Below are 15,570 nucleotides of genomic sequence, written 5' to 3' on the forward strand. Positions count from 1 at the left end.
TATGACACAGACCGCAATGATCCGCCCGGCATGGACACCGGCCACGATCGCGCTGATGGTTCTGGGCTTCATCATTTTCTGGCCGCTCGGCCTGGCAATGCTGGCCTATATCCTCTGGGGCGACAGGCTGGACGGTTTCAAACGGGATGCAAACGAGATGACAGACAAGATGTTCAAGGGATGCCGCGGCCATGCGCGCCGTCATCACGGCTCTCACCACCGCACCGGCAACGTCGCTTTCGACGACTGGCGCGAGAAGGAGCTCGAGCGACTGGCCGAAGAACGCCGCAAGCTCGACGAGATGCGTGACGAGTTCGACACCTATATGCGCGAACTGCGCCGTGCCAAGGACCAGGAAGAATTCGACCGCTTCATGCGCGGCCGCAAGACGCCTGACACCGGCCCGGACGGCACTGTGACCGATGTCACAGATCGCCCGAACTATTGAGCCTATTTACAGGTCTGACCTCCAAACTGACCTCCATGGCTCGGCCCGCGGCACAAACCGCGGGCCTCTTTTTTGCACATACGATCGCCGCCGCACCCCTTTTCGGGGCCGGATTGTTCTGGAACTGGAAGACGGGCGGTCAAAGCATCGCAACGTCTAGATAGTAATAGCGATCCTCGGACCGCCCGCTCGGTGGTCTTGCAGCTTCGGTCGGCGGCCCGGAACAAAAGTCCGGGAAAACAAGACTGCGCGCGCCGCTTCATGCCGCCCCGGCGTGGGGGTTCATCACCCAGCAATACACCTCTGTATCACCCACCGGGCACCGTCCCTCTCTCCATCAGCCGGTGTGCACGACAGACTTCCGTGAGAAGGCGGGTAAGATTGTAAGCGAGAGTTTGGGGGCGGTGGACAAGTTTTTCGGGAAAAGCCGGGATTCCGGGACTTGCGGCGGCCTTTGTCAAACTGCAGCTGCCTTGCCCGCCGCCAAAGGAGCAGCGCGGCACCGCGGGCCGCGCGCTTCGGTCAATGCGCCACATTCTGGAACAAGAGCTCTTGACCTTAAGGAGGCTTGAGGTCCCAGACTGTGTCGGGGTTAGACGTCAAGGAAGGTCCGTCGTGAAACATGTTCTCCTGCTGCTGCTCGGATTTCTCTGGAGCGCCCGTCTGACAGCAATCAAGGCGGCGGGTGTTTCCGGAATTCCGATACATGTCACAGTTTCATTGTCGGTGCTGGGCATCGCACTGTTTTTCACAGTTGTGGCGATCAGGCGGGGCTCATGGCCGCCGACCGGGCGGGCGGCGATTGTGTTCTACATCCTGAGCGGATTGTTCGGGTTCACCCTGCCTTTCATTCTGGAAACGGCGGTGGCGCCGCATCTGACGGTGTTTGTCTTCATGATCGTCATCGCCACAATGCCGGTCTTTACGCTGGTTCTGTCGACCGCCCTCGGCATTGAGCGACCCGGTATACGCGGCCTTGCGGCAATCGCGCTTGGCTTCGTCGTCGCCCTGATGATCGCCTGGGACACCGCTTCGGGCGGGATGGCACAGGCGGGCGCGAACTGGACATGGATCGCGCTCGCGCTCGGCGTACCTTTGCTCTACGCAGGAAACACGCTTTTCGTCGCCTCGCGCTGGCCCGGCCGGACCGAGGCGTTGCATGTCGCCCACGCGCAGGCGCTGATTGTTTCAGCCGCCGCAGTCTGCGGCGCGATTGTCACCCAGACGATCGGCGACTGGGACCTGGTGGCCAGAAATCCGGCGGCAGTCGCTGCTATCGCTGGTTTCGAGGGGCTGGCCTTGCTGGTCTATCTGAAACTGGCGCGCGATCATGGCGCGACCTTCGTCGCGCTGGCGAATTACGTTGCGATGGATTTTGCCGCCATGCTCGGAGCGCTGGTGTTCGGCGACCGGCTGAGCTGGTTGTCATTCGGCGCGGCGCTGTTGCTGGCCGGCGCGCTTGCCGTCAACCGGGCGCGCCCGGATCGGGCCGGTAACGAGGCCGACGTTTCGCAGGCACCGGCTGCGCGCTGATCATATAGACCCGGCCCGACGCAAGCGCATCGGTATTTTGGTTTTCACGCTGTCACGAGAATCGGCTAAACGGACGTTCATGGTATTCGGCTTTGCCCGCAGAACCGCTCCCGCAAAAACGTCCTCGTCCGTCCGGCACGCGACCCACGAGGTGGCCGGCCGCGTGTTGCCACTGAAAATCTCGGAAAATCCGCGCGCGCGCCGGCTGACGCTGCGCATCAAGCCCGGCGCACAGGGCCTCGCCGTGACCACGCCTGTCGGCGTGCCGATGCTGGAGGTGGAGCGGTTCTTGTTCCGCAACCGCAAATGGCTCGAACACAAGCTGCAAAGCCTGCCCGAACACCCACAGGTGCGTCCGGGCATCAAGATCCCGATCCGCGGCGTCAATCACGAAATCGTCCATGAGGCGGGTCGCGGGGTGACGCGTGCGGAGCGCACAACGGACGGCGCGCAACTGATCGCGCGCGGCGACGCCGAACACCTGCCGCGCCGTATCGCCGATTTCCTGAAGAAGGAAGCGAGGTCGGAAATCGTCGCGCTGGTCGAAAAACACACCGCGACAATCGGCCGACCAGCCAAGTCGATCCAGCTGAAGGATACCGTCAGCCGCTGGGGCTCATGCTCGGCAGCGGGCAATTTGTCGTTTTCGTGGCGCATCGTGATGGCGCCGCGCCCGGTGATCGACTATCTCGTCGCCCACGAGGTGGCGCATCTGGTGCACATGAACCACGGGCCGGATTTCTGGGCGCTGTGCGAAGAGCTTTGCCCGGAAACCAAGCGGTGCAAGGCCTGGCTGAAGAAGAACGGTACGGCGCTGCAGGCGATCGGGTTCTGAAGCGCAACAACGGCGACCATCTCGACTCTTTGCGCACGGGGGATTATGTCGCCCCCATGAAACTCGACATCAAAATCTGCGGTCTTTCGACATCGGAGGCGATTGAGGCTGCGGTCGCCAACGGCGCGACGCATGTCGGCTTCATCTTTTTTTCCAGAAGCCCCCGCAATGTGGGCATCGACGTGGCAGCGGAACTGGCGGATCAAGCGCGCGCCGGCGGCCTGAAAACCGTTGCCGTGACGGTCGACGCCGATGACCAGTTTCTCGATGCGGTCGTGGCTGCGGTGAAACCGGACATCCTGCAATTGCATGGCAAGGAAAGTCCGGAACGCGTCGCCGAGGTTCGGGCCGCTTTCAGCCTGCCGGTGATGAAGGCGTTTGCCATCCGCGAGGCAACGGACCTTGCCCGCTGCGTACCCTATCTGACTGCCGCCGATCGCTTTCTTTTCGACGCCAAACCGCCGGAGGGATCCGACCTGCCCGGCGGCAACGGCGTTTCCTTCGACTGGAAGCTGCTGGCGGCGCTTGACGGAAACGTCGATTACATGCTTTCCGGTGGCCTCGATCCAGAAAATGTGGGCGAGGCACTGAAGATATCCGGCGCCAGGGCGCTGGATGTGTCCTCCGGTGTCGAAAGCGCGCCGGGCGTCAAGGATATCGAGAAGATCGCCGCATTTGTCGCGGCGGCGCGAGCGGCCGAGGCCGACGAAGCGGGAGCAGACGATGAACAAACCGGTTGAACCGAATTCCTTCAGGACCGGGCCCGACGAACAGGGCAAGTTCGGCATTTTCGGCGGACGGTTCGTCGCCGAAACGCTGATGCCGCTGATCCTCGACCTGCAGAAAGAATGGGAGACTGCCAAGGTCGATCCGGAATTCCAGGCCGAATTGCAGTCGCTCAACGCGCATTACACCGGCCGCCCGTCGCCGCTCTATTTCGCAGAACGGCTGACGACACATCTCGGTGGCGCCAAGATCTACTTCAAGCGCGACGAGTTGAACCACACCGGCTCGCACAAGATCAACAACTGCCTCGGGCAGATCCTGCTCGCCAAGCGAATGGGCAAGACCCGGATCATCGCCGAGACCGGCGCCGGCCAGCATGGCGTGGCTTCGGCGACCGTAGCCGCCCGCTTCGGCTATCCGTGCCATGTCTATATGGGCGCGACCGATGTCGAGCGGCAGGCGCCGAACGTGTTCCGCATGAAACTGCTCGGCGCCGATGTCACCCCGGTGACCTCCGGCCACGGCACGCTGAAAGACGCGATGAACGAGGCGCTGCGCGACTGGGTGACCAATGTCGAGTCGACCTACTACCTGATCGGCACCGCCGCAGGCCCGCATCCCTATCCGGAGATGGTGCGCGAGTTCCAGTCGGTGATCGGCAATGAGACGAAGGAACAGCTCATGGCCGCCGAAGGCCGCCTGCCCGACATGATCGTCGCCGCGGTCGGCGGCGGATCGAACGCCATCGGCCTGTTCCATCCGTTCCTCGACGACAAGGACGTGCAGATCGTCGGCGTGGAAGCCGGCGGCAAGGGACTGGAAGGCGAGGAGCACTGCGCTTCGCTGACCGCCGGTTCGCCGGGCGTGCTGCACGGCAACCGCACCTATCTGCTGCAGGACGGCGACGGCCAGATCAAGGACGGCCATTCGATTTCCGCCGGGCTGGACTATCCGGGCATCGGACCCGAGCATTCCTGGCTGAAGGATACGGGCCGGGTCGAATATGTGCCGTGCATGGACGACGCGGCGCTGGAGGCATTCCAGCTGCTGTGCCGTGTCGAGGGCATCATCCCGGCGCTGGAGCCGAGCCATGCGCTCGCCGAGGTCGTCAAGCGCGCACCGCAGATGGGCAAGGACCAGATCATCGTCATGAATTTGTGCGGCCGCGGCGACAAGGACGTGTTCACGGTCGGAAAAATCCTCGGGCACGAGATGTGAGAATGGCGATCACGATCTACCACAATCCGAAATGCGGTACCTCGCGCAACGTGCTCGCGATGATCCGCGCGTCGGGCGAAGAGCCCGAGGTGATCGAGTATCTGAAGACCCCGCCGGGACGTGACAGGCTGGTGGAACTGATCGAGGCGACCGGCTTGCCTGTGCGCGACGTGTTGCGCGAGAAGGGCACACCCTACGGCGAACTTGGCCTTGGCGATCCGAAATGGACGGATGACGAACTGCTCGACTTCATGGTCGAGCATCCGATCCTGATGAACCGGCCGATTGTCGTCACGCCGCTCGGCACGGCGCTTTGCAGACCATCGGAGAAGGTGCTCGACATCTTGCCGGATGCGGACAAGGTCGGCGATTTCACCAAGGAAGACGGCGAGCGCATCGCCGCCCGCGATAAGGACCAGTCATCATGACCGCTCGCATGGATGCCCGTTTCGCCAAACTCAAGGCGGAGGGCCGGCCCGGCCTCGTGACCTTCATCATGTGCGGCGATCCGGACTACGACACGTCGCTGTCGATCCTCAAACGCCTGCCCGCAGCCGGTGCCGACGTGATCGAGCTTGGCATGCCGTTTTCCGATCCGATGGCTGACGGGCCGGCAATCCAGGCGGCGGGCCTCAGAGCCTTGCGCGCCGGTCAGACGCTGGCAAAGACGCTGGCGATGGTGGCCGAGTTCCGCCGGTCGGATACAGAAACGCCGCTGGTGCTGATGGGATACTACAACCCGATTTACATCTACGGCGTCGAACGTTTCCTGGCCGACGCCAAACAAGCCGGTGTCGACGGGCTGATCATCGTCGACCTGCCGCCCGAGATGGACGATGAACTGTGCCTGCCGGCGCTGGCCGCCGACATCAACTTCATTCGCCTGGCGACGCCGACGACCGACGACAAGCGGCTGCCCACCGTGCTCGCCAACACATCCGGCTTTGTCTATTACGTGTCGATGACCGGGATTACCGGCGCCAACATCACCAACACGCAGGCCGTCGGCGACGCGGTCAACCGGATCAAGGCGCACACCGACCTGCCGGTGTGCGTCGGGTTCGGCGTGAAAACCGCCGAACAGGCAAAGACGATCGGCCGCGACGCCGACGGCGTGGTGGTCGGAACCGCCATCGTGCAGGCCGTCGCCAACACGCTGGACGGCGACAAGGCGACCGCCGATACGGCAGAGGCGGTGGCAACGCTGGTGTCAGGCCTTGCCGGCGGGGTGCGGTCGGCGCGCCTTGAAGCCGCCGAATAGACGGACCACATTACCCGCAGACTGAAACGGGAATTCCGATGAACTGGATCACCAACTATGTGCGCCCGCGGCTGAATTCGATGCTCGGCCGCCGCGATATGCCGGAAAACCTCTGGATCAAGTGTCCGGAGACCGGAGAGATGGTGTTTCACCGGGAACTGGAGGAAAACCAGTGGGTGATCCCGTCGTCCGGCCATCACATGAAGATATCCGCGCGCGACCGGCTGCGGCACTTCCTCGATGACGGCCAGTTCGAGATCATCGCCAATCCGGCGGTTGCGGTCGATCCGCTGAAATTCCGCGACCAGAAGAAATATACGGACCGCCTGCGCGACAACAAGCAGAAGACCGGCCTGGAAGACTCCATCGTCAATGCGCTTGGATCACTCGAAGGACTGCCAATCGTCGCCTGCCTGCACGACTTCAGCTTCATGGGCGGGTCGCTCGGCATCGCGGCCGGCGAAGCGATCGTCAAGGCGTTTGAGACGGCGGTCGAGCAGAAGCGCCCGCTGGTGCTGTTTGCCGCATCCGGCGGCGCGCGCATGCAGGAAGGCATCCTGTCGCTGATGCAGCTGCCGCGCACCACCGTTGCCGTGGAAATGCTGAAGGAAGCCGGGCTGCCCTACATCGTCGTCTTGACCAACCCGACAACCGGCGGCGTTTCTGCCTCCTATGCGATGCTCGGCGACATCCATATCGCCGAACCGGGCGCGGTGATCGGCTTTGCCGGGGCGCGGGTCATCGAGCAGACGATCCGCGAAAAGCTGCCGGAAGGCTTCCAGCGTTCGGAATACCTGCTCGATCACGGCATGGTGGACATGGTCGTCAACCGCCACGATCTGCGGCCGACGATCGCGCGCCTGCTGCGCATCCTGACCAAACAGCCACTGGTGGAAGAGGCGATTGCCGAAATGCCAGACGAGCCCGCAGAGGCTGAACGGGCCGAAGAGACGGTCGAGATCGTCGAGACCAAGGCGGGCGAACTCGCGCCCGCGGAAACGACGCAAAAGCCCTCACCCAGCTTCTGATCGGAGCCGATTTGACGCAACCGGTTGATCGTTTCGGCAGTCCGGAACCGCAGCCTTCCGGCGAAACGGAAGCGGAGCGCGAAATCGACCGGTTGATGGCCCTTCATCCGAAAGGCTTCGATCTCTCGCTCGATCGCATCTCCAAGCTTCTCGACCGCCTCGGCAATCCGCAGAGCCGCATGCCGCCCGTCATCCATGTTGCCGGAACGAACGGCAAGGGTTCGTGTGCCGCGCTCTGCCGTGCGCTGCTGGAAGCCGCCGGGCACAGCGTGCATGTGCACACCTCGCCGCATCTGGTGAACTGGCACGAGCGCTACCGGATCGGTTCTGCCGACGGCCCCGGGGCGCTTGTCGAAGACGCCGTGCTGGCCGATGCCATCCGCCGGGTTGCCGATGCAAATGGCGGCCAGCAGATCACCGTATTCGAGATCCTGACCGCTGTGATGTTCCTGCTGTTCAGCGAGTATCCCGCCGATGCCGCCATTGTCGAGGTTGGCCTTGGCGGCCGGTTCGACGCCACCAACGTGATCGGCAGTCCGGCGGTCAGCGTCATCATGCCGATCGGGCTCGATCACCAGGCCTATCTCGGTGACAGGATCGAGCTGATCGCAATGGAAAAGGCCGGGATCATGAAGCCGGGCTGCCCGGTGGTGATCGGCTATCAGGACAATGATGTGGCGCGCGAGGTGCTGATCGATGCGGCGGACCGCGTCGGCGCGCCGGCAAGCGTCTACGGCCAGGACTTCTATGCCTATCAGGAGCACGGCCGCCTGGTCTTTCAAAGCGACAGCGGCCTTATGGACCTGCCATTGCCACGACTGGCCGGCAGGCATCAGATCACCAATGCGGCGACGGCGCTCGCGGCGGTGGCGGCTACAGGTTTCGAGGTTTCACAGGAAACAGCCGAACGCGCCATGTCGGCAGTCAGCTGGCCCGGGCGGATGCAACGTCTCAGCGAAGGCCCGCTGCCCGCATTGCTGCCCGACAGTTCGGAAATCTGGCTCGACGGCGGGCACAATCCGCATGCGGCCGCGATGATCGCCGAAACGCTGGCCGGCATGTACGACCTGACCGAACGGCCCCTGTTCCTGATCACCGGGATGATCAACACCAAGGACCCGCGCGGCTATTTCCGCGCCTTCGAGGGCATGGCCCGGCATTGCTTTACGGTTCCCGTGACCGGCAGCGATGCCGGTGTCGATCCGCACGCGCTCGCCGAGGATGCGATCGCCGCCGGCCTGACTGCGCAGCCAATGCAAAGCGTCGGGCAAGTGCTTCGCCTGCTCGGCGAGGGCTGGAACAAACTAGAGCCGCCGCCGCGCGTGATGATCGGCGGGTCGCTTTATCTCGTCGGCGAGGTGCTGCGCGAAAACGGCACGCCGCCGCAATAGCCGGGTGTACCCGCACAAAAAAGCCCGGCACATGGCCGGGCTTTCGATTCGCGGAGCGGGCCGATCAGGCGGCCGCGTTCTTGATCCAGTCGACGAGCTTGGCCTTCGGCGCCGCGCCCACCATCTGGTCGGCGATCTCGCCGTTCTTGAACATCAGCAGCATCGGGATCGAACGCACTCCGTACTGCACGGCCAGGTCCTGGTTTTCGTCGACATTGACCTTGGCGATCTTGACCGCGCCATTCATCTCATTGGAGATTTCCTCGAGAGCCGGGGAAATCATCTTGCACGGACCACACCACTCCGCCCAGAAGTCCACCACCACCGGCGTATCAGCGCCGAGGACATCGTTCTGGAAGTTGCTGCCGTCGATATTTACGGTTGCCATCGTGGCCACTCCTGCTTCTTGATCGGTCCCATCTGGGTATCATCGATATCGATTCAAGGCCAGAACGCGCCCGGCCCGGTTCACGACCTGTTGAAGGATGCCAGCGCCCGGTCAAGAAATCCTTGCGACAACCGAAAAGTGCGCGGGCCGGCAGTGTAGATCAGCCAGGCTTCGACCGGTCTGCCGGGATAGAGGGGCGCGACCAGGGCCTGATAAAGCGCCATCTGGCGCAGATAGACGTCCGGAATCTCGTCAGCTGTGTTTGGCACGAACGCGTTGGTCTTGAAATCGGCGATCAGCACCCGGTCATCGCTCGCGAAAATCCGGTCGATGACACCGGATACGGCGCGCTGTTCGCCGGCCAGCTGAAGCGTTCCCATGACCGGTGCTTCGGCCGCCGAATTCGGGCCGAACAAGACGCCCAATTCGGGATCGTCCAGCACGTCGAGCGCCTGCTGCACGAGCTTGCCGACATCTTCCGGCGACCATCGGCTTTCCAGCTGACGGCAGTATTCGGCCGCGCGCTCATGCCGCCGGTCGGCCGGCACACCCGGCAGAAACTGCAGCATGCGGTGGGTGGCGGTGCCGCGCCGCATGGCTAGCGCCGGCGCCATCTCGTCAGCGTCGCCGGTTTCAAGCAGCGAAGGCACTCCCGCCGACAGCGCCGTGTCGCTCTCCGGTTCGATCGCGATGCCAGTAGCGCCCGATGGCGCCAGCGGGCGCGGCAATGGCGGTTCGGCGGGGACATTGCCGGTAAACCAGTCCGGCATGACGGCGGCGTGCTTTGGTGCGTCCGGGCGCGGCGGCTCGGCGACAACGGCGACCGGCGCGGTGGCCGTGTAGCGCAGCGCCTCGAAGCCCGGATAATCAACCGTGGTCGCATGCGGCTCCAATGCACGCGAAACCACGGCATGCCAGGTGTCGTCACCGCCGCCGCGCAGACCGGCATAGCCGGCGATGACGAGCCGGTCGGCGGCGCGCGTCATGCCGACATAGAGCAATCGCCGGTATTCCTCGCCGGCCTTGCGGGCGACGACGTCGCGTGCGGCCTGAATTGCCACCGAATTCGGCGCACCGGCCGCATTCCACAAAACGAGACCGTCGCCGACATCGAGAAACCGCCTCTCTTTTCGCGCCGAATGCGGCTTCGCGCCGCGATCGACCAGGAACACGACCGGCGCTTCCAGCCCCTTGGCGCCATGCACGGTCATGATGCGCACCTGCGCCTGCGACGGGTCCATCTCGCGCTTGATTTCCGGGCTTGCGGTTTCCAGCACCGCAATGAAATTCTGCAGCGACGGCAGGCCGTCGCGATCATGCGCCAGCGCAAAGCGCGCGAACTCGTCCAGCATGTCGGCGGTCTCCGGGCCGAGCCGGCCGATCATCCGGTCGCGCATCCGGTCGCCGCTGAGCACCGACGAGAAGAATTCGTAGACCGGCAGGAGACGCGCCCTTTCGATCCAGTCGCGTAACCTGTCCCGTACAGCCTCCAGCGCTGGATCGGAACCCGCTGCCGCTTCGAGCGCCTCGAACAGGGTTCGGTCGCCACGGTCATGGGCGATGGCAAACAGCGTCTCTTCGGGAAGATCGAACAGCGGGCTGCGCAGAATCGCGGCAAGCGACAGATCGTCGGCTGGCTGCAGAACGAATTTGGCCAACGCCAGGAGATCGAGAATGGCGATGTGGTCGGTCATGCGCAACCGGTCAGCGCCGGCCACCGGCACATGACGGTCCTTCAAGGCCCGCGACAACGTGCCGACGAAACTGTCGCGCGAGCGCACAAGGACAAGTATGTCGCCGGGCTGGACGGGCCGGCCTGTCCCTTCCAGTATCTCGCCATTCTCCAGCCAGTCCGCAATGGTGTCGGCGATCCGCTCGGCGGCGACGACCGACGGTCCGGGCGGGGCGTCGACAGGCGCGGTCCAGTCGCTCTTCTCGTCGGCCTTCTGCGCACGGGCCATTTCCCATACCTCGACGCGACCCGGCTGCCCATGGCGCAGCGAAGTATGGGGATCGGGTGCGCCGGCATGGACGAGGCCGCTACGCATGTCCTCCGATCCGAAGACGATATCGACAGCCGAGAGCACGTCTTGCGTCGAGCGAAACGAGGTCGTCAGCGGTACCTTTTCGAAGCCGTCCTCGCCGAAGACTTCGCGCGCCTTTCCGGCGATCTCCGCGCCCGCCGTACCGAAACTTGCCGGATCCGCACCCTGGAACGAATAGATCGATTGCTTCTCGTCGCCGACGGCAAACAGCGTGCGGCGCAGATCGCGCGCCGACTTTCCATCGAAGAATTCGTCGGTCAGCGCACGGATGACATCCCACTGCAGCGGGCTCGTGTCCTGCGCTTCGTCGACAAGGACATGGTCGATACCCTGATCGAGCTTGTAGCGGACCCAGGCACCGACATCCGGGCGGGTCAACAGATTGGCGGTGCGTTCGATCAGGTCGTCGAAATCCAGATAGCCGCGCTGGCGCTTCAGTTTTTCATAGCCGGCAAACAGATGATCAACGATGGTCAGTGCGGCGAGCGTGTTTTCGATCTGCGTCAGCAGCGCAATGCGGTCACTGGCCGCCGCGACCTGCTCGGCCGCCTGCGTGTAGCGATCCCGATAGTCCGGCAGATCGGCGATCACGTCGGCCGGAAACATGTTGTGCAGCTTCGGCGTACCATCCGCTTTCAGGAACGTCGCCACAAGCAGGTCGAAACGGCGGTGGCTGTCAGTCTCCGCGCAGGCGGCCAGAACGCCCGCCCCAACGCCCTCCGCCGTTTTCTTTCGATGCCGCCTCGCGCTTTGTGCGACCTGTTCGGCGTAGTCCCGATTGAAAGCAGCCATCGGCCACGCATCCTCGACGATCGTTTCGGCGCTGTCATCAGCACCGAAACCGAATGCCTGCCGGATTTCGGCCTCTCGTCCGCCCGGCTCGGACATGCCGCGCAGCACGGCGACAAGGCGCGAGCGGGAGGCGATCGCCTCGTCGAGCATCTCGTCGAGGCCGCTCTCGCCGACGCGGCCGATCACCGTCTGGAACGCACGCGCAAGCTCGCCATCGGCATCGTCCTCGACATGCGCCAACAACGACGCGCGGGCGCGGCCGATCAGTACGGCGATGGTCTCGTTGTCCGGTTGTTGGAAATGACCGGGAATGTTGGCTTCAAGGGGAAACCGGTGCAGCAGCGCGTCGCAAAAGGCGTGAATGGTCTGGATCTTCAGTCCGCCCGGCGTTTCCAGCGCCCGCGCAAACAGGCAGCGCGCGAAGGCGATCTTGTTTGCGTCCGGTTCGTGCTCTTCGAGATCCGTCAGGACCTTGCGCAATTCGCCCTCGGGCATGGCGACCCATTCCCCGAGACGCCTGAAGACCCGGTCCTTCATCTCCGCGGCTGCGGTCCGCGTATAGGTCAGGCAAAGAATGCGCGAGGGATCGGTGCCATCGAGCAGCAGGCGAATGACCCTTGTCGCCAGTACGTAAGTTTTACCGGCGCCGGCATTGGCCGACACCCAGACCGACTTCAGCGGGCTGGCAGCACGCGCCTGCCGCTGCAAGGTCTCGGGGTCGGGAAGCGCCTTGCGCGGCGCGATTGGCGGCGTTTCACTCATCGCCGTCTCCATCGCCGATCAGCCATTCATGCACGCGCGCCAGATGATCGTAGTCACCAGGCTGCTGACTGATCTTGTGAAGCATGCGCCGCGACAGATATCCGTTAGCCGGATCCGCATACCATCTCAGCATCTCCGACAATTCGTTCCAGGCTTTCTCACTGAGCGCGGCCGGATCAACATCTCCAGTTGTGCGACTGCCTTTCAGCACGTCGCTTTCCTTGACCTGTCCCCTGCCGTCGACCTTGAGATAGAGCATCCCGGCAATGTCTTTCGATCCGACTTCCGAAAACGCGCCGCGCCGCAACAATGCGCCCTCCAGCGGCATTTGCGGGGACAACAGCGTTCGCACCATTTTTGCCGATGGCTGGAATCCGGTTTTGAAATCGATGATCTCGACCGATCCGTCCTGCATCACATCCAGCCTGTCGGCCCGGCCGCGCAAACTGACATCGGTCCCGTCAACCACTGTCGGAGCGGCGGCAATCTCGGGAAAGCGCCGGTTGACCCGGCTGGCGCGCCCGGCCTCCCAATCGGCGATGCCGGCGACGCCGGTTTCGATGCGCGGCCACCAGACGGTTCGGATTTCGACCGGCAGTTCCTCGGCCGTAAACAGCCGCCGCGCGATATCGGTCATCTGTGCGGCGGCCTGCGGGCCGAGCGGATCGACCCCTTCGCGAACGGCCTCCTCGAAAATGGCGTGAAAGAGCATGCCCCGCTCGGCGGCCGCCGGATCGCGCACCAGATCGTCGAACGGTTCCAATCCCAGGACGCGGCGCGCATAAACCGCATAGGGATCGCGGATCAGCGTCTCGACCTCGGTCACGGAGATCGATTTCGGCCTCGCATCGAGTGGCGGCGCTGGACGAGGGCGCGGCGCATAACGGGCCTTCTCGGTCGACTCGACGGCGCGTGCCAAATCGACATAACGATTTCCGGCGGAAACGAGCCGGGCGACTGTCTCACCGCCGGCAAAGGTGGCAAGGCGTTGAAGCCAGCGCGATGCAATCGAAGGTGCGCCGTCGGAGCGTTCGGAGCGCGACAGGATGACCCGGCGCTGGCCCATCGCCATTTGGAAGTCATGGGCGGACAGGCCGATCCGGCGTTCCGGCGGCTCGATTCCGAGGCCGGCTTTCATCGAGCGGGTCAAAAACTGGTCGTTGGCGGTCTGCTGCGGCCAGCCGCCCTCGTTGAGACCGCCCAGCACCATGAGATCGACGGTCTGCAATCGGGCTTCGAGCGTGCCCCAAATCGATATCCGGGGATGGCCGCCGGGCGCGGGCTTGACCGCTGCGTCGGCCATGAGCGCCGCGACCGCCTGCGGCCATTCGCGCGCCGGCATCGAAAATCCGGTATCGGCAGCCAACAGATTGCCCAGGAAGGCCTGGACCGCCGATCCGTCCTCGCCATTGTAGAGCGTGTCATGACGGCCGTCCGCATCGCGGCACAAGGCCTCGAGCGACATCACCGTGGCTGTGATCAGCGACAGGAAGGGAATTTCATCGTCGCGCGCCGCCAATGCGGCAAGCGGCGAAAGGGCGGCGCTTGTTCGTTCCGCGAAGCCCGTCACGAGGCCAATATCGGTTTCGGTCATCCGCCCGAGCCATACAGCGCGGCGGCTGCCCCTTTGCGCCTCGCTTACCAGCCGCTGCGCGGCAAAGTCCGCCAGGTTTTCCGTATCGATGCGTCCGGCGCCACCGCGCAGTATGGCGATTTCGAACAGATCCACGGCTCGGCCATGCGCGTCAGGCGTGGCGGATATCTTGACCAGCGGATGCTTCAGGAGCGCCAGAAGGGTCGACGGATCTCCCGGATTGAAGACGGTTTCCAGCACGAGGCAGAGCAGCCTGCCCGGCACGGTCGCCGCGAGCGGCGTGCCGCCCGTGTCGGTCGCTGAAATACCGTAACGCGCCAGTTCGGCAACGACGCGACGCGCCAGATCGCGATCCGGCGTCACAAGCGCAGCCATCGCGTCCGGATCGTGAATAGCCTCGCGCAATGCGGCTGCAATCGCCGCTGCCTCCATGTGTTCGTTGGGCGCTTCCAGCAATTCGACTTTCTCGAAAGCGGCGTCACTTACCCGTGGACGCGTTTGCATCCATCGGTCCGTAACCGAGGCCGGACGCAAGCTCTCGGCGACCCACAGTTGGCGTTGCTGCAACGCGTGCGAAATCGGTTCGCCCAAAGGCTCCACCGCGTCATGCGCGATGCCGATGGCAGCGGCAAGCCTGTAGAGACCGTACTGCGGATGGCCGATGACCGAGGCGACATCGGTATCCGATGCGAGCGCATCGCGGGACGGTTCGTCCATCCCGGTATCGAATCCCGGCAGCACCACCGCGCCCGTCGGCAACCTGGCGATTGTCCTGATCAGTTCAGCCGTGGCCGGGATCGTGCCCGTCGATCCGGCCACGACGACCGGCCCGGACGGCGGATTGCGCTTCAGTCGCTCGGCTTCCGCAAGGATGCGGCGATTGCGATGGTCGCCCGGATCAAGAACCCCGCGTTCTGCAAGGATATCCGGCCACTCGCGGCGCATGATCTCGAGGAAGGCGAGCGTCACCTTCCACCATTCGGACAGTTCCGACGTATCCAGCGACGCGATTTGCGAGGCATCGACCCCGCCCGTGGAAAACTGGTCCATAAGCGAAGCGAGATCGCGGGCAAGCCAGAAGGCGTCAACCCGCGACACAGGCGTCTGGATGACTTCGTCGCCGTAAAGGCGGCCGGTATCGATTTTGAGATGTTTGGTCCAGGAGGCGACCAGTCGGCCCAGCAGCAAGAGGCGCTCCGTGCGGTCGATCGCCGGCGGTATATCTGCCGCGGCAGCCCCGTCGCCGTCGAACCGGCCGGCATCCTCATCAAATTCGCCCAAGGGGCGGATATGCGGCAGGAGGATCGATTCACCGCCAAGATGGTCGAGGAATGCGGATCGCAGTTCGCGCGCCGCGCGCCGTGTCGGAACGTAGATCAGGGCAGAGGAAAGCCGGAGCGGATCGCCACCGTAGGAAAAGCCCGGAACCAAATGCCCGTCGCACAAGGCACCGGCGACCGCCGGCAAGAAGGCAGCGCCCGGCGGAACCGTGTAAACGCGCGGCTGGACGAACTTCGCCAAGGGCGATCCTCACTCAATGATTCGAACC

12 protein-coding genes are annotated in these 15,570 nt (G+C 64.0%); 9 read left to right on the forward strand and 3 right to left on the reverse strand.

Going from position 1 to position 15,570, the window contains the following annotated elements:
- The first annotated feature begins 1 nt into the window (after nt 1).
- The 9 genes from ACO06R_RS02605 (at nt 2) to ACO06R_RS02645 (ending at nt 8,440) form a co-directional block, all read left to right on the forward strand.
- Complete coding sequence (locus tag ACO06R_RS02605) at nt 2-448, forward strand: DUF2852 domain-containing protein (protein WP_421855740.1); 447 nt, start codon at nt 2-4, stop codon at nt 446-448.
- Nucleotides 449-1,063: 615 nt separating this feature from the next.
- Nucleotides 1,064-1,981 carry a DMT family transporter gene (locus tag ACO06R_RS02610; protein WP_421855742.1) on the forward strand — a complete coding sequence of 306 codons (918 nt, stop codon included), beginning with the start codon at nt 1,064-1,066 and terminating at the stop codon, nt 1,979-1,981.
- 79 nt (nt 1,982-2,060) lie between these two features.
- Complete coding sequence (locus ACO06R_RS02615) at nt 2,061-2,816, forward strand: M48 family metallopeptidase (protein ID WP_421855744.1); 756 nt, start codon at nt 2,061-2,063, stop codon at nt 2,814-2,816.
- Between the two features lie 56 nt (nt 2,817-2,872).
- Nucleotides 2,873-3,556 (forward strand): phosphoribosylanthranilate isomerase, encoded by a 684-nt coding sequence (locus ACO06R_RS02620; protein WP_421855746.1) that lies wholly within the window; start codon nt 2,873-2,875, stop codon nt 3,554-3,556.
- Nucleotides 3,540-4,760: a tryptophan synthase subunit beta gene (trpB, locus tag ACO06R_RS02625; protein WP_421855748.1), complete on the forward strand. Its 1,221-nt coding sequence runs from the start codon at nt 3,540-3,542 to the stop codon at nt 4,758-4,760. Before ACO06R_RS02620 ends, trpB begins: the two co-directional genes overlap by 17 nt.
- Nucleotides 4,761-4,762: 2 nt before the next feature.
- Nucleotides 4,763-5,188: an arsenate reductase (glutaredoxin) gene (gene arsC, locus ACO06R_RS02630; RefSeq protein ID WP_421855750.1), complete on the forward strand. Its 426-nt coding sequence runs from the start codon at nt 4,763-4,765 to the stop codon at nt 5,186-5,188.
- Entirely contained in the window at nt 5,185-6,021 is an 837-nt protein-coding gene (trpA, locus tag ACO06R_RS02635; RefSeq protein WP_421855752.1) for a tryptophan synthase subunit alpha, read from the forward strand. Before arsC ends, trpA begins: the two co-directional genes overlap by 4 nt.
- 38 nt (nt 6,022-6,059) lie before the next feature.
- Nucleotides 6,060-7,049, forward strand: a complete 990-nt coding sequence (gene accD, locus ACO06R_RS02640; RefSeq protein WP_421855754.1) for an acetyl-CoA carboxylase, carboxyltransferase subunit beta — start codon at nt 6,060-6,062, stop codon at nt 7,047-7,049.
- A 95-nt stretch (nt 7,050-7,144) separates the two neighbouring features.
- Nucleotides 7,145-8,440: a bifunctional folylpolyglutamate synthase/dihydrofolate synthase gene (locus ACO06R_RS02645; RefSeq protein ID WP_421859172.1), complete on the forward strand. Its 1,296-nt coding sequence runs from the start codon at nt 7,145-7,147 to the stop codon at nt 8,438-8,440.
- 64 nt (nt 8,441-8,504) lie between these two features.
- Here the strand turns inward: ACO06R_RS02645 and trxA are convergent, their stop codons facing one another.
- From trxA to addB, 3 genes are all read right to left on the reverse strand, one after another.
- Nucleotides 8,505-8,828, reverse strand: coding sequence for a thioredoxin (gene trxA / locus ACO06R_RS02650; protein WP_421855756.1), 324 nt, complete (start codon nt 8,826-8,828; stop codon nt 8,505-8,507).
- Between the two features lie 80 nt (nt 8,829-8,908).
- Nucleotides 8,909-12,427, reverse strand: a complete 3,519-nt coding sequence (gene addA / locus ACO06R_RS02655) for a double-strand break repair helicase AddA (protein ID WP_421855758.1) — start codon at nt 12,425-12,427, stop codon at nt 8,909-8,911.
- Nucleotides 12,420-15,542 carry a double-strand break repair protein AddB gene (addB, locus tag ACO06R_RS02660; RefSeq protein ID WP_421855760.1) on the reverse strand — a complete coding sequence of 1,041 codons (3,123 nt, stop codon included), beginning with the start codon at nt 15,540-15,542 and terminating at the stop codon, nt 12,420-12,422. The genes addA and addB overlap by 8 nt, the downstream gene beginning before the upstream one ends.
- Nucleotides 15,543-15,570 lie beyond the last annotated feature (28 nt).

It is taken from the genome of Oricola sp. (genome assembly GCF_965230365.1).
Classification (GTDB): domain Bacteria; phylum Pseudomonadota; class Alphaproteobacteria; order Rhizobiales; family Rhizobiaceae; genus Oricola.